This window comes from Methylobacterium sp. Leaf361, assembly GCF_001424445.1.
In the GTDB taxonomy this organism is placed as follows: domain Bacteria; phylum Pseudomonadota; class Alphaproteobacteria; order Rhizobiales; family Beijerinckiaceae; genus Methylobacterium.
This window is the reverse complement of record NZ_LMPY01000003.1, coordinates 191,827-215,429: the sequence shown is the minus strand read 5'-3', so window position 1 is coordinate 215,429 and position 23,603 is coordinate 191,827. Positions and strand designations below refer to the sequence as shown.

21 protein-coding genes are annotated in these 23,603 nt (G+C 63.9%); 13 read left to right on the top strand and 8 right to left on the bottom strand.

Annotation, left to right across the window (positions count from 1 at the left end):
- Nucleotides 1-200: 200 nt before the first annotated feature.
- The 4 genes from dinB to ASG32_RS04650 all read right to left on the bottom strand — a co-directional run bounded on the left by dinB (nucleotide 201) and on the right by ASG32_RS04650 (nucleotide 4,819).
- Complete coding sequence (dinB, locus tag ASG32_RS32165; RefSeq protein WP_280141550.1) at nucleotides 201-1,370, bottom strand: DNA polymerase IV; 1,170 nt, start codon at nucleotides 1,368-1,370, stop codon at nucleotides 201-203.
- A gap of 507 nt (nucleotides 1,371-1,877) precedes the next feature.
- Entirely contained in the window at nucleotides 1,878-3,041 is a 1,164-nt protein-coding gene (locus tag ASG32_RS04660) for an MFS transporter (protein ID WP_056523221.1), read from the bottom strand.
- Complete coding sequence (locus ASG32_RS04655) at nucleotides 3,038-4,450, bottom strand: FAD-dependent oxidoreductase (protein ID WP_056523089.1); 1,413 nt, start codon at nucleotides 4,448-4,450, stop codon at nucleotides 3,038-3,040. The genes ASG32_RS04660 and ASG32_RS04655 overlap by 4 nt, the downstream gene beginning before the upstream one ends.
- A 54-nt stretch (nucleotides 4,451-4,504) precedes the next feature.
- Complete coding sequence (locus ASG32_RS04650; RefSeq protein WP_056523087.1) at nucleotides 4,505-4,819, bottom strand: metalloregulator ArsR/SmtB family transcription factor; 315 nt, start codon at nucleotides 4,817-4,819, stop codon at nucleotides 4,505-4,507.
- Between the two features lie 241 nt (nucleotides 4,820-5,060).
- Here ASG32_RS04650 and pstS point away from each other — a divergent pair, with 241 nt between their 5' ends.
- From pstS to ASG32_RS33685, 9 genes are all read left to right on the top strand, one after another.
- Nucleotides 5,061-6,095: a phosphate ABC transporter substrate-binding protein PstS gene (pstS, locus tag ASG32_RS04645; RefSeq protein ID WP_056523085.1), complete on the top strand. Its 1,035-nt coding sequence runs from the start codon at nucleotides 5,061-5,063 to the stop codon at nucleotides 6,093-6,095.
- A 48-nt stretch (nucleotides 6,096-6,143) separates the two neighbouring features.
- Nucleotides 6,144-7,118 carry a phosphate ABC transporter permease subunit PstC gene (gene pstC / locus ASG32_RS04640; RefSeq protein ID WP_056523084.1) on the top strand — a complete coding sequence of 325 codons (975 nt, stop codon included), beginning with the start codon at nucleotides 6,144-6,146 and terminating at the stop codon, nucleotides 7,116-7,118.
- Between the two features lie 4 nt (nucleotides 7,119-7,122).
- Nucleotides 7,123-8,025, top strand: a complete 903-nt coding sequence (gene pstA / locus ASG32_RS04635) for a phosphate ABC transporter permease PstA (RefSeq protein ID WP_082557743.1) — start codon at nucleotides 7,123-7,125, stop codon at nucleotides 8,023-8,025.
- Nucleotides 8,022-8,840, top strand: a complete 819-nt coding sequence (gene pstB / locus ASG32_RS04630) for a phosphate ABC transporter ATP-binding protein PstB (RefSeq protein WP_056523082.1) — start codon at nucleotides 8,022-8,024, stop codon at nucleotides 8,838-8,840. The genes pstA and pstB overlap by 4 nt, the downstream gene beginning before the upstream one ends.
- Before the next feature lie 59 nt (nucleotides 8,841-8,899).
- Nucleotides 8,900-9,619, top strand: a complete 720-nt coding sequence (gene phoU, locus ASG32_RS04625) for a phosphate signaling complex protein PhoU (RefSeq protein WP_056523080.1) — start codon at nucleotides 8,900-8,902, stop codon at nucleotides 9,617-9,619.
- A 22-nt stretch (nucleotides 9,620-9,641) separates the two neighbouring features.
- Nucleotides 9,642-10,346, top strand: a complete 705-nt coding sequence (gene phoB, locus ASG32_RS04620) for a phosphate regulon transcriptional regulator PhoB (protein ID WP_056523078.1) — start codon at nucleotides 9,642-9,644, stop codon at nucleotides 10,344-10,346.
- On the top strand, nucleotides 10,343-10,798 hold the full coding sequence (locus ASG32_RS04615) for a winged helix-turn-helix domain-containing protein (RefSeq protein WP_056523076.1): 456 nt from the start codon (nucleotides 10,343-10,345) through the stop codon (nucleotides 10,796-10,798). The genes phoB and ASG32_RS04615 overlap by 4 nt, the downstream gene beginning before the upstream one ends.
- A 420-nt stretch (nucleotides 10,799-11,218) precedes the next feature.
- Nucleotides 11,219-12,325, top strand: coding sequence for a dsDNA nuclease domain-containing protein (locus ASG32_RS32160; RefSeq protein WP_157861900.1), 1,107 nt, complete (start codon nucleotides 11,219-11,221; stop codon nucleotides 12,323-12,325).
- Nucleotides 12,326-12,376: 51 nt separating this feature from the next.
- Complete coding sequence (locus ASG32_RS33685; RefSeq protein WP_157861899.1) at nucleotides 12,377-14,065, top strand: hypothetical protein; 1,689 nt, start codon at nucleotides 12,377-12,379, stop codon at nucleotides 14,063-14,065.
- A gap of 236 nt (nucleotides 14,066-14,301) precedes the next feature.
- On the opposite strand, the gene ASG32_RS33680 is transcribed toward ASG32_RS33685, so the two are convergent.
- The 3 genes from ASG32_RS33680 to ASG32_RS04600 all read right to left on the bottom strand — a co-directional run bounded on the left by ASG32_RS33680 (nucleotide 14,302) and on the right by ASG32_RS04600 (nucleotide 17,791).
- Nucleotides 14,302-14,448, bottom strand: a complete 147-nt coding sequence (locus tag ASG32_RS33680) for a hypothetical protein (RefSeq protein ID WP_157861898.1) — start codon at nucleotides 14,446-14,448, stop codon at nucleotides 14,302-14,304.
- A 177-nt stretch (nucleotides 14,449-14,625) separates the two neighbouring features.
- Complete coding sequence (locus ASG32_RS04605; protein WP_056523072.1) at nucleotides 14,626-17,253, bottom strand: arsenate reductase (azurin) large subunit; 2,628 nt, start codon at nucleotides 17,251-17,253, stop codon at nucleotides 14,626-14,628.
- 13 nt (nucleotides 17,254-17,266) lie between these two features.
- Nucleotides 17,267-17,791, bottom strand: a complete 525-nt coding sequence (locus ASG32_RS04600) for an arsenate reductase (azurin) small subunit (protein WP_056523070.1) — start codon at nucleotides 17,789-17,791, stop codon at nucleotides 17,267-17,269.
- A gap of 296 nt (nucleotides 17,792-18,087) precedes the next feature.
- Between ASG32_RS04600 and phnC the strand changes: the two genes are divergently transcribed.
- The 4 genes from phnC to phnE (ASG32_RS04580) are packed head-to-tail and all read left to right on the top strand — an operon-like array spanning nucleotide 18,088 to nucleotide 21,640.
- The gene (gene phnC, locus ASG32_RS04595) at nucleotides 18,088-18,891 is read left to right on the top strand and encodes a phosphonate ABC transporter ATP-binding protein (protein ID WP_056523068.1); all 804 of its coding nucleotides are present in this window, start codon (nucleotides 18,088-18,090) and stop codon (nucleotides 18,889-18,891) included.
- A gap of 51 nt (nucleotides 18,892-18,942) precedes the next feature.
- Nucleotides 18,943-19,872 carry a phosphonate ABC transporter substrate-binding protein gene (gene phnD / locus ASG32_RS04590; RefSeq protein ID WP_056523065.1) on the top strand — a complete coding sequence of 310 codons (930 nt, stop codon included), beginning with the start codon at nucleotides 18,943-18,945 and terminating at the stop codon, nucleotides 19,870-19,872.
- A gap of 26 nt (nucleotides 19,873-19,898) precedes the next feature.
- A complete protein-coding gene (gene phnE, locus ASG32_RS04585) occupies nucleotides 19,899-20,783 on the top strand; it encodes a phosphonate ABC transporter, permease protein PhnE (protein ID WP_056523216.1) in 885 nt (294 codons plus the stop codon).
- A 44-nt stretch (nucleotides 20,784-20,827) separates the two neighbouring features.
- Complete coding sequence (phnE, locus tag ASG32_RS04580; protein ID WP_056523215.1) at nucleotides 20,828-21,640, top strand: phosphonate ABC transporter, permease protein PhnE; 813 nt, start codon at nucleotides 20,828-20,830, stop codon at nucleotides 21,638-21,640.
- A 543-nt stretch (nucleotides 21,641-22,183) separates the two neighbouring features.
- On the opposite strand, the gene ASG32_RS04575 is transcribed toward phnE (ASG32_RS04580), so the two are convergent.
- Entirely contained in the window at nucleotides 22,184-23,563 is a 1,380-nt protein-coding gene (locus tag ASG32_RS04575; protein ID WP_056523063.1) for a hypothetical protein, read from the bottom strand.
- Nucleotides 23,564-23,603: the final 40 nt, after the last annotated feature.

Sequence of the window (23,603 nt, the reverse complement as noted above, 5' to 3'; positions counted from 1 at the left end):
TTGCTTTGACGAGATGATGCTGCCGGCTGCTCGGACGTCCGCTTATGATATAAACGTGAATGCTTCGAAGTGCATAGCAAGGCAATACAGGCGCTCCACACGTGCTCGCCTGTGTCCAGTCTAAAATAAATCAAAACGACACGCGCAGATTTACAGAAGTGGTAAGATATTTTATTCAGCGATTCGAAATTTTTGGTCCGCTATAGCTCGAATGAAAGTTGTACATGATTTTTTACGGCGGCATCTTCGGCATCTGTATTGAGGCTCGACAAACTCACACCAAGGAGACGAATTGGTTTCGGCAAAGGTAATATTCCCGTCAGTAGTTCATTACTGATTTGGTCTATTAGCTCCCTGCTACCAATCCGTTCCTGTGTAGACCGACTCCGTGTGATTAGCTGGAAGTCTCTATATTTGATCTTCAACGTAACAGTTCGGCCTCGAATTTGAGTTCGCTCGCAATAATTCCATACCTTGTCGATGATTGGCGATAGTGCGGCCCTCAGGTCTTCAATTTCCGAAAGGTCATGTAGAAACGTGTTCTCTGCGCCCACTGATTTTCGGATGCGGTTTGGTTGAACCGGGCGCTCGTCTATTCCCCGGGAAATCCAATAATAATAGAGCCCGGCCTTGCCGAAGTGCTCTTGGAGGAATTCGACCGATTTCGCCCTAAGATCTCGGCCGGTGGCAATTCCGAGCGCATTCATTTTTTCTTCGGTCTTTTTGCCGATGCCATGAAATTTGGCTATGTTGAGTTCGGCGATAAAAGCAGGAGCCATTTCAGGCGTAATTACAAATTGGCCGTTCGGTTTGTTCTGATCGGGTGCAATTTTACTCAGAAATTTGTTGGCGCTGATTCCCGCTGAGGCGGTAAGCTGCGTCTCGTTCCAGATGCGAGACCTGATTTCTTTAGCGACCTGAGTTGCAAATTCTATGCCTTTTAGATTGTTGGTTACATCTAGGTAGGCTTCATCGAGCGAAAGCGGCTCGATCATGTCTGTGTAGTCTGAAAATATTTCCCTAATCTGTAACGAGATTTCGCGATAGACGTCAAAGCGAGGCTTCAAAAAAATCAGTTCGGGACATTGCCGCTTGGCTGTGACCGAAGGCATGGCCGAGCGTACACCGTAGCGCCTAGCCTCGTAGCTCGCCGCAGCCACCACACCGCGTTCTCGAGAGCCGCCGACCGCCACTGGTCTGCCTCGCAGGTCGGGATTGTCTCGCTGCTCTACGCTCGCATAAAAAGCGTCCATATCGACATGGATCACTTTACGTTGGCGGCTCTGCTCGTTTGGTAGAGCTGTCGAATCACCGTCTACTCGAGCAGCAGTTGGCGATTGTGGTGTTTCCTCTACGGATGTCATCTGCATGTCGATGTTAATCTGCCATCGTCGTTCTAAGAACAGAGTCGTTGTTTGAACACCTCGCAATTGATGTGTGCACCCGCTCCAGATTCCCCGACAGAGGCCCGGGTATGCCGCCGTCCTTGTGCATCCCGGCCGATGTCGGCCAGGCGGCTGTCTGCATGTGGCCACAGCGCTCGGCAGAGGTATCCCCAGATCGTCGCCGGCTGCGCGGGCGACGCAAAATTTTAGAACATATCGTGGACATCGGCGACTTGAAGCAGGGCTTGTCCACAAGCCATGAAGGGCGGCGGTGAACGGCAGTTTGCAAACCGTTCGACGTGAGCGACGCACGGCTTTGCGACCGACCTGTTCCGCCCGCACAGGCAGCTTGGAACCGTCAGCGCGCGTTCGACGTCCGCGGCCTTTACCATGAGACCTCGCATGGACGCGTGGGCTCGCATAGGCTGTCCGGATTCTTCTTGCCGACTGGGCTGCGAGCGGCCGGCCGCTTGCGCGGGATTGCCCCTCTTCCTAGCGGGCGCTCCACAGAGCGCCGGCGAGGCCGACATTGGCGACTGCAAGGATCACCAGCATGACGTAGGCTGCCTCGGCGCCGCCATAGGTCAGCGTCAGGGCCCCTAGCGACGGGGCGAGGGCTTGGGCGACCAAACCTGGTCTGGCCAGCTGGCCCACGAGGAGAGGGTAGCGGGCGGGCCCGAACAGAGCCAGGGGTACCGTGCCCCGGGCGATGGAGTAAATACCGTTTCCGGCCCCATAGAGCACCAGAGCGAGACCTACTGCTGGCAGACCGGCCGCGAGCACGCCCAGGCCGAGCGCCACCAATGCCATCGCCGCCGTCAGCGTCCAGAGCGGATGGTGGCGGCCTTTGGTGGCCATCTCCACGATACGGGCCCCGACCTGGGCCGGTCCGATCAGTGCGCCGTATGACACGGCGGCAGCGAGCGCCACGCCGCGCGCTTGGAGCAGCGTGATCAGATGCACCGATACCAACGTCATCACGGTGCCGCCTAAAATCAGTACGCCGGCCATCAGCAGGAATGCGCGCCGTTCTCGCGGCGGCAGCCGCACGTCCGATTGATTCCCTGCGCCTTCATTGGTCGCCGAAGCGGGCACCTTCGGGATCATTGCGAGAACAAGCGGCAGGGTCACGACAATGTGCAGAGTGGCGTAGGTGAGACATGTCCCCCGCCACCCGACCTGCTCGACCAGGAAGGCGGACAGCGGCCAACAAACTGTGCTGGCGAAGCCGCCCCATAGGGTGAGCGTGGTGATGGCTGGGCGAGCCTCGGCGCCGTAGAGCCGCCCCAATGTCGCGAAGGCGGGGTCGTACAGGCCGCAACCCATCCCTACGCCGATCACGAGCCAACCGATCAGGAACACGGGCAGGTTCGGCGCCAGGGCGAGCACCACGTGGCCACACGCCAGCAGGACCGCCGAAAGCGCCAGAATTGCGCGCCCTCCGTTCCGGCCGATGAAGGACCCGACGCGCGGTGAAACCAGGCCGGCCACCAGCAGCCCCGCCGAGAGGCCGCCGATGATCCAAGCGAGTGGCCAGCCGGTCTCGGCCGCGATGGGTTGGCCCAGTACCGATAGGAGGTAGAACGACGATCCCCAGGCCAGGATCTGAACGATCCCGAGAGCGCTGATCACGGCCAGCCGGTGACGATCCCTCATGCCGCCTCGCCGCAGCACGGTGACGGCTTGGGGGAAGCCGGGGCGCAGCCGCACCCGGTATCCGTCTCGTCGCGCGCCTTCTCGTCGCCCGCGCAGCAGGCGTCCGCACTTGCGGTGGGCGGCCCCCCGCAGCAGTCCTGGGCCACCTCGTCGACCTGCAGGGAGCAGACCCCGGTCTCCGGAAGGACGAGGCGGACGTCGTCGGCCGCCGCAAGATCGCCGGCGAGGGCGGCGGCGATGGAGCGAACCTGCTCGTAGCCGGTCAGCATCAGGAAGTTCGGCGCCCGCCCGTACGACTTGATGCCCACGGTATAGAAGCCGGGCTCGGGATGGGCGAGCTCGCGATGTCCATGCGGCCGCACCGAACCACAGCTATGCTCGTTCGGGTCGATGAGCGGCCCAAGCGCCCGCACGCTCTCCAATGCCGGGTCGAGGTCGACGCGGATCTCGCGCGTGAGGCTCGGATCCGGTCTCTGGCCGGTCGCCACGACGACCCGGTCGACCGGGGCCAGTCGGCGGGATCCCTCTGCGTCCCGGCCCTCAAGGACGACCCGGTCACCGTCGCGATGGAGCCCCGTCACGGCGAAGCCTGCGACGAGCTCGACCTGGCCTGCGTCGACCAGGGCCCTGAGGCGGGACCCGAGCGCGCCCCGCGCGGCCAGTTGGTCGGCGGCTCCTCCGCCGAAGACGCGCGCGAGGTTGCCGCTGCGCGTGACCCAGACGATCCGGGTGTCCGCGGCCTCGTCCGCGAGCCGCGCGAGGTCGAGCAGCACCGTCGCCGCCGAATGCCCGGCACCGACGACCGCGGTCGTGCGTCCCCGGAATGCGGTGCGCTCCCGTCCGGCAACGTCCGGGATGCCGCGCGCGACATGGTCGGCGCACTCCGTCTCGCCCTCCGCGGGAAGGCCGTCGGCGCCGAGCGGGTTCTGGGTCGCCCAGGTCCCGGAGGCGTCGATGACGGCCCTGGCGAACTCGCGGCGCCTCTCGCCGCCGTCGCCGACTACCGTCAGGACGAACGGCCGGGTCGCCCGGTCCCGGCTGCCGACCTTATCGATGCCGAGGCGCGCGATGGCGCTCACGCGCGCCCCAGTTTCGATGACGGGAGCCAGTTCCGGCGTCCGAGCGAGAGGTTCGAGGTAATCGGAAGCCAGCTCCGCGCCTGTGGGGAACCCCTCGGCCGCCGGCTCGCGCCAGCCGGTCCGAAGCAGGATCTCGCGTGCCATCGGGTCGATGTTGAACTCCCATGGCGAGAACAGGCGCACGTGCCCCCAATTCCGAACGTGGGCCGCAACCGCACCTGCCTCGTAAACTTTGACCGGCAGGCCGCGCGCCACGAGGTGCGCGGCGGCGGCCAACCCGACGGGGCCGGCGCCGATGACCGCAACGGGGTTATGACCCTCTGTCGACATGCCCGTTCCTCCTTATATTCTAGAAAAATCGAAATATTGGACGTGACGAAGCAATCATGCGGCTTCATCAGCTTGGCCGCATCTTTCCTCCACGCAGCACTCATCCACCAGAAAGCCGACGAGGCTCCGCATCGCCGGGTACACCGCCCGGCAGATCAGGGTCGTGGCTTGGCGTTCTTGGACGACCAAGCCCGTCTGGATAAGCCGATGCAGGTGATGGGAAAGAGTCGACGCCGGGATGCCGACGCGCTCTTGGAGCCCTCGGACCGGCAGCCCGTCATGTCCCGCACGAACGAGGGCACGATATACCTTCAGGCGCGTTGCGCTGCCGAGGGCCTCGAGTTGCCGGGCTGCTATCTCGATATCCATGGAAGCAAGGTGGCGCAACGGCCCCGAAAGGTCAATCCAAAATTCCAGAATTTTGGAAGTATGGGAACGGGTTCGCCATGGGCCCACAGCCCCGGTGGATGGTCGCGCGGTCTTCCGGTGGGCTGTCACGCAACTGTCGCCGAAATTTCATAGGCGCTGCCCGCATCGGGGCTCATCGAGCGGCGCTTTCCGGGCGCGGGCTCCGTCCCGTTCGTCGCTTGCTCCACCGGGAGACCAAACCATGAAATTTCGGACCCTCGCAGCCGCCGCTGGCATCGGGTTGGTGTCGATGACCGCGGCATTCGCTGCGGATATCACGGGAGCTGGCGCGACCTTCCCCTTCCCACTCTATTCGAAGTGGGCCGAGGCCTATAAGGCCGCCACCGGCAACGGGTTGAACTACCAGTCCATCGGTTCGGGTGGCGGCATCCGTCAGATCAAGGCCAACACCGTCGATTTCGGCGCTTCGGATATGCCCCTGAAGGGCGCAGACCTTGAGAAGGACGGCCTCGCCCAGTTCCCGTCCGCCATCGGGGCCGAGGTGCCGGCCATCAGCATTCCAGGCGTCGAGGCGCGCCAGATGAAGCTGACCGGCCCGGTTCTCGCCGACATCTATCTCGGCAAGATCAAGAAGTGGGACGACCCGAAGATCAAGGAGCTCAACCCCGATCTGAAGCTCCCGAGTGCCGGCATCAATGTCGTCTACCGTTCGGATGGCTCCGGGACGACCTTCGTCTGGACCGACTACCTCTCGCGCGTCTCCGAGGAATGGAAGTCCACGGTCGGTGCGAACACCTCGGTGAGCTGGCCGGTCGGCGTGGGCGGCAAGGGCAACGAGGGCGTGACCGCGACCGTCAAGCAGGTCCCGAACTCCATCGGCTACGTCGAGTACGCCTACGCCAAGCAGAACAAGCTCAGCTACGCCCTCGTCCAGAACAAGGACGGCAAGTACCCGGTGCCGGAGATCGAGTCGTTCCAGGCGGCCGCGGCCAACGCCAACTGGAAGGACGCGCCCGGTTTCGGCATCATCCTCAATAACCAGCCCGGCGAGAAGGCATGGCCGATCACCTCGGCGACCTTCATCCTGATGCACAAGAAGAGCGACAAGCCGGAGGGCTCCGCCGCCGCGCTGAAGTTCTTCGATTGGGCCTATTCCAACGGCGACAAGCTCGCCATTGACCTTGAATACGTCCCGCTGCCGGCGAACGTGAAGGACCAGGTCCGCGCCGTGTGGAAGAGCGATATCAAGGATACCAGCGGCAAGTCGCTGTTCTAATCCTCGGCGAGAGCGAAAGTCCGGATGCTTAGCGACGGGAGAGAGGACATGTCCGCAGGAACCGAAGCGGTGACGTACACCGAGAAGGCCACGCGCGGCCGTACGATGTCCCTCTCGACCCGTGACGCTATCTTCCGGGCGCTGTGCCTCTCCTCGGCACTCCTGGTGCTCGCGGTCCTCGCGGGCATCCTCCTGTCGATGCTCGTCGGCGGCTGGCCGGCCTTCCGGGAATTCGGGCTCGGATTTTTCACGGGCTCCGCCTGGGACACCCAGTCGGACCAGTACGGGGCCTGGCCGGCCATCGCCGGCACCCTCACCTCCGCGCTGATCGCCCTCGTGCTCGGCGTGCCCCTGTCGCTCGGCGTCGCGATCTTCCTGACCCAGCTCGCCCCGCGCTGGATCAAGACGCCCGTGGCCACCGCCATCGAGCTCCTCGCGGCCGTGCCGAGCATCATCTACGGCATGTGGGGGCTGTTCATCTTCGTCCCCCTGTTCGCCCGGTACTTCCAGGTTCCGGTCTCCAGCGTGACCGAGGGCCTGCCCGTCGTCGGCACCATCCTCTACGCCCGGTCGCCGACCGGTCTCGGCGTCGCGACCGCGGGCATCATCCTCGCCTTCATGATCGTGCCGTTCATCGCCTCGATCGCGCGCGACATGCTCGCCCAGATCCCCACCGTGCTGCGCGAGAGCGCCTACGGGATCGGCTGCACGACCTGGGAGGTCGTCCGGCACGTGCTCATCCCGCAGGCGGGCGTCTCCATCATCGGCGCCATCATGCTCGGCCTCGGCCGGGCGCTGGGCGAGACCATGGCCGTCACCTTCGTGATCGGCAACGCGAACAGGCTGTCCGCCTCGGTGCTCGACCCGGGCTCAACCATCGCCTCGCGCATCGCGAACGAGTTCAACGAGGCCATCGGCCTCCAGATGAACGCGCTGATCGCCACTGGCTGCATCCTGTTCCTGGTGACCTTCGTCGTGCTCGTCGTGGCACGGCTCCTGGTCGCGCGCATGAAGGCGGTGTGAGACCATGGCCGACGCCAATATCCCAGCCATCCCCATGCCCGAAGACGCGCCGCCGGCCTGGGGCCGGGTCCGAGCCTCGCGACGGGTCGCCGACAAGGCGCTCAAGTTCCTCGCGACCGCATTCACCGCGATCTCGGTGGTGGTGCTGTTCTGGATCCTGGGCATGCTCGTCGTCCAGGGCGGGTCATCCTTGTCGCTCGCGGTGTTCACGCAGCCGACACCGGGTCCCGGATCCGAAGGCGGCGGCCTCGCCAACGCCATCCTCGGGAGCTTCGTCCTGACGTTCCTCGGCATCGCGGTCGCGACGCCCATCGGGCTTCTGGCCGGGACCTACCTCGCCGAATACGGGCGCGGTTCGAAGCTCGCCGCCCTGATCGGATTCCTGAACGACATCCTGCTGTCGGCGCCCTCCATCCTGATCGGCCTCTTCGTCTACACCCTCGTCGTCCAGCCGATGGGCACCTACTCGGGATGGGCCGGCGCCGTCGCCCTCGCCATCATCGCTCTCCCGGTCATCGTCCGCACCACAGACGACATGCTCGGCCTCGTGCCGGGGACGTTGCGCGAGGCCGGCGTCGCGCTCGGCGCCCCCACCTCCATGGTCACCCAGCGGGTCACGTGGCGCGCGGCCAAGGCCGGCATCGTCACGGGCATCCTCCTGGCGCTCGCCCGTATCGCCGGGGAGACGGCGCCGCTGCTGTTCACCGCGCTCAACAACAACTCATGGTTCGGGCCGAAGCTGATCGGCGGCATCCCGAACCTGCCCGTGACGATCTTCCAGTTCGCCTCGGCGCCTTACGAGAACTGGCGCCAGCTGGCCTGGGCGGGCGCCTTGCTCATCACCGTCGCCATCCTCCTCTTCTCCACCGTCGCGCGCTACGCGTTCGGAAGGGACACCGTCCGATGAGTGCCTCCGCCCAGATCGCCACGAAGACCGTCGTCGGCCATTCCGACGCCAACGACCGGGCGCGGGTCCGGCTTGCCGTCAAGAACCTCGACTTCCACTACGGGGCGTTCCACGGCCTGAAGAACATCAACCTCAATTTCTACGACCGCCAGGTCACGGCCCTGATCGGGCCGTCGGGTTGTGGAAAGTCGACCCTGCTGCGCTGCTTCAATCGAATTTACAGCCTCTACCCGGAGCAGAAGGCCACCGGCGAGGTCATGTTCGACGGGCGCAACATCCTGTCCCCGACGCTCGACTTGAACGAGCTACGCTCGCGTATCGGCATGGTGTTCCAGAAGCCGACGCCGTTCCCGATGTCGATCTACGACAACGTCGCGTTCGGGCTGCGCCTGAACGAGCGGCTGCCCAGGTCCGAGCTCGACGACCGGGTTGAGCAGGCCCTGCGCCGGAGCGCCCTCTGGACCGAGGTGAAGGACAAGCTCAAGCAATCCGGCATGGGCCTCTCGGGCGGCCAGCAGCAGCGCCTGTGCATCGCCCGCACCATTGCCCAAAAGCCCGAGATCATCCTGTTCGACGAGCCGACCTCGGCGCTGGACCCGATCTCCACGGGCAAGATCGAGGAGCTGATCGAGCAGCTGCGCAACGAGTTCACCATCGTCATCGTCACGCACAACATGCAGCAGGCGGCGCGCATCTCGCAGTTCACGACGTTCATGTACCTCGGCGAGGTCATCGAGTTCGGTCCGACCAACCGCATCTTCATGAACCCCGAGAAGCGCCAGACCCAGGACTACATCACCGGCCGCTTCGGCTGAGCCCAACTCACCGCCCCGTGTGGCACCGGCCCCGGGGCCCTTCGAGCGAGGACAATGTCATGGGCGAGCACATCGTCAGATCCTTCGATGAGGACCTGGACAATCTGCGTCGGACCATCGCCGAGATGGGCGGCGTCGCCGAGAAGATGACCGTCGAGGCGAGCGACGCCCTGGTCCGGAGGGAGGCCACGCTCGCCCAGGCCGTCATCACCGCCGACAAGCGGCTGGACGCGCTCCAGAGGCAGGTCGAGGAGAACGCGGTTCTGGTCATCGCGCGCCGCCAGCCCATCGCCATCGACCTGCGCGAGACCGTCTCCGTGATCCGCGTTGCGAACGACCTGGAGCGGATAGGCGATCTGGCGAAGAACGTCGCCAAGCGCGTCGTCGCGATCAGCGACGAGGTCCAACCGCAGAAGATCGTGCTCGGCGTCCAGCACATGAGCGACCTGGTGCAGGAACAGCTCAAGGACGTGCTCGACGCCTACACGAGCCGAGACGTGACGGCCGCGCGCGACGTGTGGGAACGCGACGGCGCGGTCGACGCGCTCTACAATTCCCTGTTCCGCGAACTCCTGACCTACATGATGGAGGATCCGCGCAACATCTCGTTCTGCACCCATCTCTTGTTCTGCGCCAAGAACATCGAGCGCATCGGCGACCACACCACCAACATCGCCGAGACCATCTACTACCTGGTCACCGGGGGGCCGCTGGACGGCGACCGGCCGAAGGACGACGCCTCCAACTACGCCACCATCGCCCAGCCCGCCGGGGCCTAAGCCCGTTGAAGCCAGCCGATCCATGAACGCGTACATCTTGATCGTCGAGGACGAGGAGGCGCTCACCACCCTCCTTCGCTACAACCTGGAAGCGGAAGGCTTCACCGTCGACGCCGTGGCACGCGGCGACGAGGCCGAGTTGCGCATCCAAGAGCAGATGCCGGACGTGTTGCTGCTCGACTGGATGCTGCCCGGGATCTCGGGCATCGAGCTGTGCCGACGGCTCCGGGCACGGCCCGAGACGCACGCCCTGCCGGTCATCATGCTGACGGCGCGCGGCGAGGAGGGCGACCGGGTCCGCGGCCTCGCCACGGGCGCTGACGACTACGTCGTGAAGCCGTTCTCGGTGCCGGAGCTCCTGGCCCGCGTGCGGGCGTTGCTGCGTAGGGCCAAGCCCTCACACGTCTCGGACTTCCTCGTGGCCGGAGACCTTGAGCTGGATCGCGTCAGCCACCGGATCAAGCGCAGCGGCATCGAGCTCCACCTCGGACCGACGGAGTTCAAGCTACTTGAATTCCTGATGCTGACGCCGGGTCGGGTCTACTCCCGCGAGCAGTTGCTAGATGGGGTCTGGGGCCGTGACGTCTACATCGACGAGCGCACGGTCGATGTTCACGTTGGACGATTGCGTAAGGCCCTCAACGTGACCTCCGCCTGCGATCCAATCCGAACCGTGCGCGGTTCGGGGTACTCGTTCGATGAGACTTTCTACCAAGCGGTGGGTTGACTTACCTGCACGTTGCGCCGCCCATGTCGTCCATGGAGACTCGTCGTCCACAAGCGACGCGCAGGCTTCGGCAGACCCTCTCGGACGCGCTGGATGAGGCGGATCGCATAGAGCCGGCAGACATCGCCGTTCACCTCGGCAGGATCTCGGCGCTCGCGCATGAGGTGCGCTTTCTCATCTTCGCCCTCCTTGTCCGTCACGAGGGGAGCCTCTCGGCCAAGGCCATCGCGGCGCTGTCCAGGCAACGCACTTCCACGGTGCTCAGGAACCTGCACATGCTTATCGCCGAGCAGCTGATCGAGGTCGAGGACGATGGCAAGGGCGGTCGCTTCTTCGCTGCCAACAGGAATGAGGCTACCAAACTCGCGGCCTTCTTCGCCGGCCGTTCGGACGAGGGCTGCGGGCCTACGGTGCCGTGTCATCCCGACCACTCGGGGCCGCGCGCACCTTAGGCGCCCGGCTCTCTGTCTCGGCCCCGGCCTTCGCTTTGGACGGCTCGACTCTCAACAAAGGTCCGCTTTTCCGGTCTGAACGGCGGATGCCGTCGAGCCGCTTTCGGCCACGCCGAGACGCTCAAGCGCATCGGCGGCAGGAACGTGTCCGATAGCAGCCCGGCCCGCTCAGCGGCTCGGGCCGCGGGCAAGCGGACGTTCAACGCGGCCCAGGTGCAAGCCTCAAATAACCCAAAGTGGGCGCTAAAATAATCCGCTTCCGAGCAGGCAGGTTAGCAGCAGCAGCGGCCGGTGATGGCCGAAGGCCAACTGGCCGCATTCGCATTCTGAAAGCCGAAGGCAAAATCTCTGGCGGACACGTTCGGATAGACGACCCACATCGAAGGCGACCCGCCAAGGTTGCGCCGGAGCCACCTATGCGTGATCCTTGCCCAAGAAGGATATAGCCCGGGGGTGCAGGCATTGAGCTTGATGGACGATCTCGTTGCCGTTCCTCAACGCGAGAAGGGCGGAAGCGTCGCGCTCGAACGGCTCGATTACCAAGCGTCGTGGGCTGTCTCGCTCGTTCTGACGCTGCACGAAAAATCCGACGACTATGCAGTCGCGTTCGAGTTCCACGACGACATTGTCGTGCTTAACGACTCATCTCAGCCCACGCAAGCACGTTTTTACCAAGTCAAAACGAGGGAAACCGGTCATTGGACAGTGAAGCGGCTTACACAGCGTTATAAACGGCGCGGAGGAAGCGACAAAATACCGTCGATTGTGGCCAAGATGTACGACAACAGAACCAAATTCGGCAGTGCCGCTGATGTGTTGGGCTTCGTTACCAATCAGCCCTGTGAATTCATAGAGAAGTCAAAATGTCCCTGTCCTTTTGGTGAGGGAGATAGCGTTAAAACTGACGCGCTCAGGAAAGCTATAGCTGCCGAAGTTCCGACGTTTACTGCAAGCGACATCAACCTGTTCGAGTATCATCTATCGGACCTTCCTCTAAGCAGGCCTGGAACCATGCTTCGGGGTTTGATCCTCCAGTTCCTTGAGCACCAGCTTGGGATTCCAGACTGTCCATCATCCGCATTCGTCGTGGTCATTCTTGAACACGCCCGAGAAAGATCCAAGCATATGAGGAGCGTGACGAGCTTCCAGGATTTGATGCGGGCGAAAGCGCTCACGCGTGATCAGGTCCAGAAGATGTTGGACGAAATAAAACGACGCCATCAGAGTAGGCCAAAGTGGTCTGCCGTCTCGGTCGACCTTACAGGGATATCTCCCGTCCAGAAGCGCAACATCGGCCGCGCTTGGACAGGGTATGAGGTGGACAAGCTCAGCCGAGCTTCCCTTACATTCGAGCGTTTCTGCACAAAGTTGCGTGATCTCGCAAACAGTATCGATGATGACAATCAAACGCTTTCTGAGATTATCACATCGAATCGAGGTCGCGTCCGCGCGCTCGCCCAGCAGTTTGGCATCTCTCAGGACGACGCATACCTGAGCGCCGCATTTTTGTATGAGTTCTCATCATGATCGGCGAACGCAGATTTAGATTGCTGGTTAGAAATTTGCGCAAGAAAACAGATGAAAAACTTACGCTTCAAAAAATTATATCTCATGTCCGACCTGGAACAAGCGGCGTTCCAGACGTCGTTCGATCCGAAGATGACGATCATATTAGGGGGCAACTCGACCGGTAAGTCGTCCCTGATCAAATCCTTGTATTGGGTTCTCGGAGCAGATCCTGCGCGCATCCACGAAAGTTGGCCCAAGCTAAAAATGACTGGCCTCCTTGAGTTTGAAGTCGAAGATAAAACATTCTTTATGTTTCGACACGGGTCGAATTTTGCGCTTTTCGATGAAGAATATGTGCTTAGGGAATCGATGCAAAGAGTGACGAGTCAGCTGGCTCCGTCTCTCGCAAATCTACTTGCGGTTAATCTGGTCCTGGCGGACCGTAAAGGGAGCCCGACAACCCCAACGCCCGCTTTCTTTTTTTTACCCTTCTACGTCGATCAGGATGTAGGTTGGGAGCGTCCGTGGCAGTCGTTCAATGGGCTGAAGCAGTTCGCTGGATACCATCGAAACATTGTCTCATACCATTCGGGAATCGTGCCGGACGAATGGTTCGTTCATCGAGCCGAGCTTCAACAAATGGCCGCCGAAAAAGGTGAGTTGCAGAGCCAAGCAATTGTTGTTGAGCGGTCGGCCTTCGCTCTCCGGGAGTCTGTGACACAGGACGCCTTGTCGATAGATCAAGAGGCATACGAAGCGGCGATCCTGCGTTTGCTCGCGGATTTGAAGAAGCTGCGCGAGGAGCGATCTAAATTCGCTGCTGCATTAAGTGATGCTATCGCGCAAAGAACGGTCCTGAACGACCAATTCGAGGTTGGGCGTCGCGCCCTGAAAGAGCTTGAGAACGATCACCAATGGCTCAACGAGCGCGGCGATGAGCCAATCCCTTGCCCAACGTGCGGAACGATCCACGAGAATAACTTCGCAATGAGGTTCGGTATCATTGAGGATCGCGAGGCATGCGTTGCGGTTTTGAATGAACTCGTCGACCAGATGATCGAGGTCAAAACACAAGTTGAAGCCGCTCACCTCAATCTCAAGACCGTTGACGAGCAGGTTGCGGCTGCCCAGCAGGTGCTCACCATCAAACAGGGGGAGGTTACACTTGCCCAGGTTATCGCCTCAGAGGGACAGCGCCAAGCACTGAGCGTCTTCGACCAGCAGGCCGCTGAGATTGAGACCAAGACGACTGATCTGATCACGAAAATTGAGTCGGTCAAGAAGCAAATTCGCAAACTCGAGAACAAAGAGCGGAGGCATAAAATTGAAGACTTTTTTGCTCAGCAGATTACTGCCAACCTGAAACTACTCGATGTCAAGAATGTCAGCCTTGATAAGGCGCAGAAAATACACTATATCATCAAAGATACGGGATCGGTTCATCCACGTGCGGTCTTGTCCTACGTACTTGCGTTCGTCAGCACGTGCTTCGAGTACACAACAGCAATTACAGCGCCAATTATTCTTGACAGTCCTTTGCAGCAAGATCAGGATCCTGTGAACGCAAAGCGCATCTTCAGCACGATCGAAGCGCAAAGGCCGGCCAACGCCCAGTTCATCGTAGGGTCGGTGTCGCTCAACGGATATGAGATGAGCGGAAAGATTATTAAGTTGACCAACAAGCGCAAACTGCTCCAGCCGAGTTTATACTCTGAAGTGTCGGCTTTCATAGATGGGTTTAGAAGACAAATGGTCTGAGGTAATTCCAACGCATACATCGAGTGGTGTGTTGCAGTTGAACTACGATTGCAGCACTCGGTTGTAGGGCTCGACCGGGCTACCCGCCTTGGGCCATGGTTCGACCCAGTGACTACGACAAAAGTGGAACGGGTATTGCCCTGATCGCCTATTACCGCATTCTGGCAGCGGCCCAATAGCGTCCCTCCACCCGACTTGGACTCACCAAAAGGGTATCAAGCGTCAGCTCTCGACTACTAGCGGCGCCATACGGCCTCGCCGAAGAACAACATGAAGACGGCTGCGCCGAGGGCGCCCAGGAGGCCATGCAGCCAAGCGTACTCGGCGTACGGCGGGCCCAGCCACAGGGCGCCGAGGCCCATGAAGGCACCGACGGTAACCATCACGGCGGCCGTCGCCGTCCGACGTGCCGCGGCGGACCAGGCCGGGGTTTCCGAGGGATCTCGGGCGGACGCCCGGACACCCGGAACGGGCGAGTTCGATCTTCGCATGAAGACGCGGTTGGTTCGATCCCGGAAGGCGGGCCGCGCCATGTCTTCCGTGGCGCGGCCTCGCTCGTCTCAGACCGGCGCGGTGTAGTCCTGGCTCTTGAACGAGTGCCACCGGAGCCCGGCCGGGGCGTCCGCGATCTTCCGGACGTTGCCCCAGGTCTGCTTGTAGTTCGGGATGATGAACTCGTTCACGCCCGCCGACACGGTGTTGCCCTGGACGCCGGCCGGGAACCCGAACAGCATGAAGGTCTGCTTCGGCCTGACGCGGTCGGTCGGGTAGACCATGGCCTGCGTGAATCCGGAGGGCGAGCTAACCTCCACGAGGTCGCCCGCCTTCAGGCCGAGATCGGAGACGTCCTTCGGGTTCATCTCGATGGTGGGCCAGGGGTACCGGTCCATCACGAAGTCGTTCTCCTGGTCGAGGTAGGCGCTCTGCCAGACGTGATTGGCCCGGCCATTGTTGATCAGGAACGGGAAGCGGTCCTTCTCCTCCTGCTTGCCGGCGGCCTGCAGGCCTCGCCACTGCGTCTCGTGGAACGTGGCCTTGCCATCCTTCGAGGTGAACTTCCCGTCAGCGTAGAGGCGCTTCGTGCCGATGATGCGTTCCGTGCCGTTCGCGGACACCGGGACGGCGGCGCTGTTCGCCCCGGATTGTACGGCGGGCTCCTTCCCGCGCGCGGCCTCGATGGCGGGACCCTGGACCACCATCCCGGGTGTCTGGCCGGTCGTGGTCTCGCCCTTCGTACCCTCCGCCCGCGAGGGGCCGCCCTCGAGGCCCGTCGCCGGCTCCTGGAAGCCGTTGGTCCCCATCACGCGCAGGCGGGCGTAGGTCACGAACTCGCCGCCCTTCTCGTGTTGGTGGTAGCCGTCCATGAAGGCGTCTTCCTCGGTCTTCCAGTCGAAGCCCTTGAAGCGGTCGGCGACGTCGGCTTTGCCCATCTCGCGGAAGACGCGCTCCAGGCCGTTGGCGATCCGAGCTGCGATGAGGCAGTCCGGCATCGACTGGCCGGGCGGGTCCATGTAGCGCTCGGTCAGGCGCATCCGGCGCTCGCCGTTCATCGAGGTCAGGTTCATCTCGCCCGAGGTCGCGGCGGGCAGCCAGACGTGTGAGGCCTGCCCGATCTGGGTCGGTACGATGTCGACGTCGACTGAGAACAGGCCGCCCTTGCGGATCGCGCCCATGATGGCCTCGACCATCGCCTTGCGGTCGCCCCAGGGCACGTTGGACATGGCGTCCTTCACCATGTCGGTGCGGCGCTTGTAGGCGTTCTTGAATTGCAGGGCGTTCAGCGTGGTCTTGTAGTGGTCGCACCCCCAGATGTGGTGGACGCCGCCTGCACCGTTAATGAGGAGCTGGTCGATGTACGGGGCCGGGCGCCCGACATGGGCGTCAGAGGGCCGTGCGTAGCCCTCTTGGTGCCCGCCGAGGCGCACGCAGCCGCCGCCCGGCCGGCCGATGTTGCCGGTGGCGAGCGCGAGGTTCACGATGGCGCCGTTGGTCCGGTAGTTGTCGTTGCCCCAGATCAGCCCCTTCTCGTAGGCGGTCATGGTCCGGCGGCGGTGACCGCCCTCCTTGGGCTGCGCGATCCACTCGGCGGCCTTCCGGATCTGGTCGACGCTGAGTCCGGTCAGCGCGGCGGCCTCTTCCAGGCTGGTCCGGTTGGCCGCGCGGGCCTTGTCGAAGTCCTTCGTCGAGGCCCGGATGAAGTCGGCGTCGGTCCAGCCCTTGTCGGCCACGTAGGTCAGGAGCGCGTTCAGGAGGACCAGGTCCGTGCCCGAGTTGATGGGCAGGTGCAGGACGTTGTCGGCGCCCGCCTCGACCTCGCAGGCGTTGACGGTCACGGTCCGGCGCGGGTCGACGATGACGATGCGGCCGGGCGCGTGCGGCTCGTCGGGCAACTGAGCCTTCTTCTTGTCCATGGATGACCCGTTGAGGTTCGGGACCCAATGGTTCAGGAAGTAATTGGTCTGGGTTTCCAGGGAATTCGCGCCGACTACGAAGATCGTATCGGCGAGTTCGGCGTCCTCGTAGCAGTTATTGAGTTCGCCTACGCCCATGTCACGGGTCGCGTGAACCTCGGAATTGTAGGCCGGGCGGTTGTGGATGCGGATGTTCTTCACCTTCATTGCGCCGAAATAGAGCTTGCCGGTGCCCCAGGTGTTCTCGTAGCCGCCGCCGGCGCCGCCATGGTCGTAGGCGGAGACGAACAGGCCGTCCTCGCCCTTCTCGGCGATGACCGCGGCGGTGACGCGCGTGACGAGGTCGAGGGCGTCGTCCCAGCTCGTCGGCTGCATCTGGCCGTAGCGCCAGACCATCGGATCGGTGAGGCGTTGGCGCTCCGTGTTACGCACGGCCGAGTAGGTCATCTCGGCCATGCGCGCCCCGCGCACCGAGCCCAGGCCCGAGTTCACGACGCAGCCCGTGTCCGGCTTGATGACGAGGTGCACGTCGCGGCCGTCCTGCTTGACGACGCTGTACATCGAGGGCGCGTACCAAGCCTCGGCGTTCGGGCCCTGCTGCTTCGTCAGATCCGTCTTGAAGACGTTTCCGGCGGCGTCGGCGTTGCCCTGCTTGTCGATGTCCCAGCTATAGGCATGATAGCCGCACCCGACGATGCAGTAGTGGCAGACGACGTTGTGCCGCTTCGCGTCCGCCGGGATGATGGGCAGGCGGTCGATCTGTCTCTTGTAGGTCATCTCGCTTCTCCCCTCAGAGCACGTTCGACAGGCGGCCGTAGATCAGCTCGTCCACGCCTTCGGCAGTGATGTCGCCCTGCGCATCGACCCTCAGCGCGTATTGGGGGAGGTTCTGAGTGGCGTGGCCCCAGGTCTCCTGGCCGCCGGCCTCGCAATCGAAGACGGAGTAGTGGCCCGGGCAGTTCAGGGTGCGCCGCTCCGCGTTGTAGTGCAGCGGGAAGCCCTTGTGCGGGCAGGCCGTGCTGAACCCGACGATGTCCCCGTCCGGCCCGGCTCCGCCCGGCACCGGCTTGCCGAGCTTGATCAGGACGCCCGGGGCATCCGCGTCCGGGTAGGCGACAGTGAAGGGCTCGTTCGGCTTCAAGTCCTTCAGGTTTGCCAGGCGCGTCCTGGGGTAGGTCACCCGTGCCGTGGGCAGGGCGGCTCTCGCTGGCTGCGGCGCGAGCACGGTCGTGGCTGCGGCACCAGCTGCGGCGACGCCGGCGCCGGATAGGAACCGCCTCCGACCCGCGTCGATCATGAGATCGCATTTTTTCACGATGGCCTCCCCAAGCATTCGAGCTTTGGAAGCCCTGCGCACGTGCCATGCCAGCACTTAGACCCGGTCTAAGTATAAGTAAAATCTAGGGTTTGGGCAGCTTGGCGCGCCGCGGAACGTCAGGATTTCCGAACATCCCCAAGCGGAATGTTCGGATCGCCGAACATGTCGCTTCAACGAGACAGTCGTGCCAAGGCTGCACCTCTTCCGAAGGCCGCGTCGTGGCGCGAACGGGCGTCATCCTAGTGTCACTCCAACCCGTCTAGGGAGCGGCTGGGTTCCCGACGGACACAGCGATGCTTCTGCTCGAAGATCTCACCCGAACATATGGAGCTAGGAACGCGGTCGACCGTGTTCGCCTCAGCATTCCGCAAGGCAGCTTCGTCGGCGTGATCGGACGTTCCGGAGCGGGCAAATCGACCCTGCTGCGCATGTTGAATCGCCTCGCCGAGCCGTCCGCCGGGCGCATCATGTTCGACGGGGTGGATGTCACGGCGCTCAAAGGTGCGGACCTCCGGCGCTGGCGCGCCCGCTGCGCCATGGTGTTTCAGCAGTTCAACCTGGTCGGACGCCTCGATGTTCTGACCAACGTCATGATGGGGCGCCTCTCCCGGGTTCCGAGCCACCGCGCGCTCCTGAAGCTGTGGTCGGCCCAGGATCGCGCGAAGGCGCTGGCGATCCTTGAGGGCTTCGGCATGGCCCAGCTCGCGGGCCAAACGGCCGACCAGCTCTCGGGCGGTCAGCAGCAGCGGGTCGCCATCGCGCGGGCGATGATGCAGGAACCGGACATCATCCTCGCCGACGAGCCGGTGGCCTCCCTCGACCCGCGCAATACCAAGCTGGTGATGGATGCCCTCGCGGACGCCAACCGGCGCCACGGCATCACGGTCCTGTGCAACCTGCACTCGCTCGACCTCGCCCGCGCCTACTGCGACCGCCTCGTCGGCCTCGCCGACGGGCGCGTGGTCTTCGAGGGCGGCGCCTTCGACCTCACCGAGGACGTGGCCCAACGGCTCTACGGCCTTGAGGCCGGGGAGGTCATGGACCGCCAGCCGGCCGCGCCTCGCCCCCTGGTCGAGGCCCGCGCCCTCGTAGCCTGAGCGCCGGCGCAAGGCCGGCGCGATCCGTTATTCGTCACGGAGTCATTCGTCATGCTCGCACGTCGTACCCTTGCCGGCGCCCTCGCGGCGCTCTGGTGCCTCGCCCTTCCGGCCAGCGCGCAGGAGTGGAAGAGCAAGTATCCCGAGCTTTCCCTGGGCGTGATCCCGGCCGAGAACGCTTCCGGCACCGCGGACCGCTACGCACCCCTCGCGGCCTACCTCTCGAAACAGCTCGGCGTGCCGGTCAAGCTGCGGGTCGCCAACGACTACGCCGCCGTGATCGAGGGGCAGCGCGCCGGCAACATCCACATCGGGTTCTACGGGCCCGCCGCGTTTGCCAGGGCGGTGATGACCGGCGTCAAGGCCGAGCCCGTCGTCAACCAGACCCACGGCAACGGTGCGTCGGGCTACTATTCGGTGATCTACGTGCGGGCCGACAGCCCCTACAAGACGGTCGAGGACCTGAAAGGCAAGAACCTGGCCCTCGTCGACCCGAATTCGGCATCGGGCAACCAGGCGCCGCGGTTCTTCCTCAACAAGGCCGGCTACGACGTCGATAAGTTCTTCGGGCGCACCGTCTATGCCGGCAGCCACGAGAACGCCGTCCTGGCGCTCACCCAGGGGACGGCCGACGCCGCGGCCAACCTCTGGAATACCGACACTGACACGATGGTCACCCGCATGGCCGCCAAGGGCATGCTCAAGAAGCCCGACGGCACGCCGATGCAGCAATCGGACTTCCGGGTCGTGTTCAGGTCCGACTTCCTGCCGGAGGGCCCGTTCGCCGTGCTGGCGAGCCTACCGGACGACCTGAAGGCCAAGATCCGCCAGGCCTTCCTCGACCTACCGAAGGACGACAAGGCCGCCTTCGACCGGCTCTCCGACGGCAAGGACACCGGGCTCAATCCCGTCACGCTCAAGGACTTCGAGCCCATGATCGACATGCTGCGGTTCAACGACGCCCAGCGTCGCAAGTCCTGAGCGTGACACTCGACCGCGGCGCGTCGATGAACGAGCGCATCGCCCCCCTGCCCCCCGCCCGCGCCGAGGCGCTGGCGGGGGCCTATGCGCGGGCCGTCGGAGCGACCCAGCGGCGGACCCTCGCGACCGGGGCCATCGTCCTCGCGCTGCTGGTGCTCGCCGGGTACGTGGCCGAGGTGCAGCCGCTGGTGTTCGCCGAGAACATCGGCAACTTCACCGCCTACATCGGTCGCCTGCTGCCGCACCTCACCCTGGGCAATTTCCGAGGCGACGTCGCCGAATGGTATTGGGCCCTGCCGCGGTGGCTGGAGCTGCTCGGCGAGACCCTGCTCATCGCATATCTCGGGACCCTGCTCGGCGGGATCGCAGGCTTCGTGCTGTGCTTCGGGGCGGCCTCGAACCTCGCGCGGAGCCGGGCTGGGTGCTTCCTGGTCAGGCGCTGGCTCGAACTCTGCCGCACGGTGCCCGAGATCGTGTTCGCGCTCCTGTTCGTCATCGCTTTCGGGCTCGGACCGATGGTCGGCGTGCTAGCACTGGCAATCCACACCACGGGGGCGCTGGGCAAGCTGTTCTCCGAGGTGGTCGAGAACATCGACATGAAGCCGGTCGAAAGCCTGAAGGCGGCGGGCGCCACCCACATCGAGACGATCCGGTTCGCCGTGCTGCCACAGGTGCTGTCGAACTTCGCCTCCTACGGGCTCCTGCGATTCGAGGTCAACGTCCGCGGAGCCGGCGTCATGGGCTTCGTCGGGGCCGGCGGCATCGGGCAGGAGTTCCTCTCTGCCATCCGCAACTTCTACTACACGGACGTCAGCGCGATCCTGCTCCTCATCATCCTCACGGTGATGGCCATAGACTTCGCGACCGAGCGTCTCCGCCACCGCCTTCTCGGCCTGGAGACGGCTCGGTGATCCAGCCCCGCTCGCCTTCGGATCCCGCGGCGGATCTCGCGACCATGCGGCAACGCCATCCCGCGGCGTTCCACACGCCTTGGCGCGGCCGCCTCGCCTATGTCGCCGCGACATCGGCCATCGTCGGCCTCGCCGCATTCGCGATGGTTCGACTGGACTTCTCGCCCGGCCGCGTCCTCGGGGGCCTGGGACGTCTCGCCGAGTTTTCGCTCATGATGCTGCCGCCCACGCCAGGCGGACGGTTCTGGGAGTTCCTTCACGCGCTCGGCGAGACCCTGGCGATCGCGTTCCTCGGCACACTGACGGCGGCCGCGATGGCCTTCCCGATGGCGTTCCTCGCCGCCAAGAACGTGGTGCCGAACGTCATCGTGCACTTCACGGTCCGGCGCGGCCTCGACGTGTTCCGCTCGGTCGACGTGCTGATCTGGGCCCTGATATGGATCAACGTCGTCGGTCTGGGCCCGTTCGCGGGGGCACTCGCCATCGCCTGTTCGGATTTCGGCGCCTTCGGAAAGCTGTTCTCGGAAGCTGTCGAGACCGTCGACCGCAAGGCGGCCGAGGGCGTCGCCGCCTCGGGCGGCTCGAACATGCATCGCATCCGCTTCGGCATCGTTCCGGCGGTCCTGCCGGTGCTCGGCAGCCAGATTTTGTACTTCTTCGAGTCGAACACACGCTCGGCAACCATCATCGGCATCGTCGGCGCGGGTGGAATCGGCCAGTACCTCACCGAACTGATCCGCGTGCTAGAACTCCAGCAGGTCGCGTTCCTCGTCCTGATGATCCTGGTTACCGTGGCGGCTATCGACGCCGTCTCCTCCCGCCTTCGGCGGGCCCTGATCGGCGACCAGGCTCGTTAGCGTTGCTTACGGGCCCGGGCTTTGCCGGGTCGCTCGATGCCCGGCGCTCGTGTCTCGGCGGCCTCGTCGCGCGAGGTGGCGCCCCGGGGCCTTGCTAGTGATCGAAACCCGACGCTTAGTACCCATTCGTGGGTTCCGCTCAGGGTGGTTTCAGCCAGTCCGGTTTAGGATGGCGGAATCCAAAGAGCAGACGCCTAGTCCGAGGAAAGCGGCCGGCAGCGTTGCGCCATGAGTGAACTTTCGAGTTCGATCTCACGAAGGCCCGCTCACTGGGCGAGTGCAGACCCATAGTGCACATTGCCCGACGGTCACGACATCCTGATGTTGGAACACATAAGCGACGTCCGCGGAACATCGCGAACCTTTGCGGCCGAACGTGTGCCTCGTCGAGATGAAAGCACAGCCTCACACTGCGGAAGTATAAAGGGCCGCGATGCGCTCTCAGAGGGATCTTCGAGCCGCGGTCGCCGCCGTTCCGTCATATGGGGCCCCGCACCGGCCCCAGGACATTGCGGGTTCGGCGCGGGCGTCAGCACGGTCCAGTCAGCCACGTGCGGGGTCGACAGCCTCGATAAATTCAGGGTCGTTCGCGAAGTCGCCTAGATCGTTGTCGGATGCGTTCCCCGACGAATCGATCAAGCTGCGCATCGTGACGCGTGCCGGACTCTCCGGGTCTGGCGACAAATCGACCGCGCGCGCCAACGACGCCAAAGCCTCTGCCCTAGCATCCGCCTTCTCACTCTCCGCCCCAGAAGTTTCCGAGAGCCAGCGATGCCTCTGACCATGTGCGCAGGCCCGCCATACATGGACCATCGGATCGAGACTGCCCTCCGGGTGCTGCATCAAGCCATCTGCCAGCCGGAGCGCGCGTGTGAAGCCGTCCGGCATCGGGAGATAAAGGGCATGGAACAGCTCCCGACGCCGTATCCGCCATTTGTGCGGGGCCTTGTCGCCCGCCTCGCGCAGGGTCTCGACCGCCCGCCGGATGTCGCCGCGCAAGGCTCGGACCTCCGCTAACCTGCGCAGGATGAGCGAACTGGCCGGATCGAGGGCGTTGGCCTGCACCAACGCCGTCTCGGCCGCCTCGAAGTTGCGCGCGCGCGCCTGTGCAGCGCCCCAGGCCGCGAACTCCTCAGACGTCCGGAGCCGGTCGAAGCTTACTCCGAGAAGCGTGGCATCGGCTGGCAATGGGGGGACGGTGGCGGTCGGAAAGCCGATCCCGGCGGAAAGCGCGGCGATGGCGGCACGTCGGAACTCCTCGTCGACGATCGGGGCCTCGTTGGCGGCGTCGACATCAGCCTTGGGAACGACGACGGCATCCTGGACATCCTCCGTGGCGAAGAACATCAGCGTGATGCGCGTCCTCGTCTGGAGGTAGAAGTAGAGGAAACCAATCAGGAGGCCGCTCACGCCCACGCCCATGACCAGGAGGTCGGAGGCCGGAGCTCCCCGAAGGCCGCTCGTCGAGACGTAGGCTGCCAGGCCACGCGCCGTGGAGACCGCCTCGTTCGCATGGACGAGGCCGAGGCCGACGAGGATCTTGGTGATCCAGTCGGAGATCTCCTCCAGGTTGGAGTTGCCGACCAGGGGCCGGATCCTCGCCCTCGGACTGGCGGCGCCAAGCTCGTTAGAGGGGGAAGCTACCGCCGGGTCTCCTTGCGCGAGGAGCCGGGGGATGCCGAAGAGGAAGCCCGCCAGCGCCCCGGAGACGCAGGACGCGACGAGCACGCACGCCAGTACGGACAGAGCGGTGGCGAAGGCCCGGGCATCCGTCGCCTCTCCCAGGCAGTACGCCACGGCGACCGCGCAGACCGTGAGGAGCACGGCCGCGGCCCACCGGTCGAAACGGGCTAGGTTGCCATCGAGGTGGGATCCGAGGTCGTCGCGCGGCCTGCCGTCCGCCTTTCCGCTCGCGGTGTTCATGCGACGATCCCCAATCCCCTCCTAAACCCCGTGAACGGGG

Excerpts from the sequence above, each read along its gene's own strand:
- phnE (WP_056523216.1), top strand. The coding sequence starts at position 19,899 with ATGAACGAGCGCATCGCCCCCCTGCCCCCCGCCCGCGCCGAGGCGCTG.
- ASG32_RS04660 (WP_056523221.1), bottom strand. The coding sequence starts at position 3,041 with ATGAGGGATCGTCACCGGCTGGCCGTGATCAGCGCTCTCGGGATCGTT.
- pstS (WP_056523085.1), top strand. The coding sequence starts at position 5,061 with ATGAAATTTCGGACCCTCGCAGCCGCCGCTGGCATCGGGTTGGTGTCG.
- dinB (WP_280141550.1), bottom strand. The coding sequence starts at position 1,370 with ATGCAGATGACATCCGTAGAGGAAACACCACAATCGCCAACTGCTGCT.
- ASG32_RS04650 (WP_056523087.1), bottom strand. The coding sequence starts at position 4,819 with ATGGATATCGAGATAGCAGCCCGGCAACTCGAGGCCCTCGGCAGCGCA.
- phoB (WP_056523078.1), top strand. The coding sequence starts at position 9,642 with ATGAACGCGTACATCTTGATCGTCGAGGACGAGGAGGCGCTCACCACC.
- ASG32_RS04605 (WP_056523072.1), bottom strand. The coding sequence starts at position 17,253 with ATGACCTACAAGAGACAGATCGACCGCCTGCCCATCATCCCGGCGGAC.
- ASG32_RS33680 (WP_157861898.1), bottom strand. The coding sequence starts at position 14,448 with ATGGTTACCGTCGGTGCCTTCATGGGCCTCGGCGCCCTGTGGCTGGGC.
- phnC (WP_056523068.1), top strand. The coding sequence starts at position 18,088 with ATGCTTCTGCTCGAAGATCTCACCCGAACATATGGAGCTAGGAACGCG.
- pstC (WP_056523084.1), top strand. The coding sequence starts at position 6,144 with ATGTCCGCAGGAACCGAAGCGGTGACGTACACCGAGAAGGCCACGCGC.
- phnD (WP_056523065.1), top strand. The coding sequence starts at position 18,943 with ATGCTCGCACGTCGTACCCTTGCCGGCGCCCTCGCGGCGCTCTGGTGC.
- ASG32_RS04655 (WP_056523089.1), bottom strand. The coding sequence starts at position 4,450 with ATGTCGACAGAGGGTCATAACCCCGTTGCGGTCATCGGCGCCGGCCCC.
- pstB (WP_056523082.1), top strand. The coding sequence starts at position 8,022 with ATGAGTGCCTCCGCCCAGATCGCCACGAAGACCGTCGTCGGCCATTCC.
- ASG32_RS33685 (WP_157861899.1), top strand. The coding sequence starts at position 12,377 with ATGAAAAACTTACGCTTCAAAAAATTATATCTCATGTCCGACCTGGAA.
- ASG32_RS04575 (WP_056523063.1), bottom strand. The coding sequence starts at position 23,563 with ATGAACACCGCGAGCGGAAAGGCGGACGGCAGGCCGCGCGACGACCTC.
- pstA (WP_082557743.1), top strand. The coding sequence starts at position 7,123 with ATGGCCGACGCCAATATCCCAGCCATCCCCATGCCCGAAGACGCGCCG.
- phnE (WP_056523215.1), top strand. The coding sequence starts at position 20,828 with ATGCGGCAACGCCATCCCGCGGCGTTCCACACGCCTTGGCGCGGCCGC.
- phoU (WP_056523080.1), top strand. The coding sequence starts at position 8,900 with ATGGGCGAGCACATCGTCAGATCCTTCGATGAGGACCTGGACAATCTG.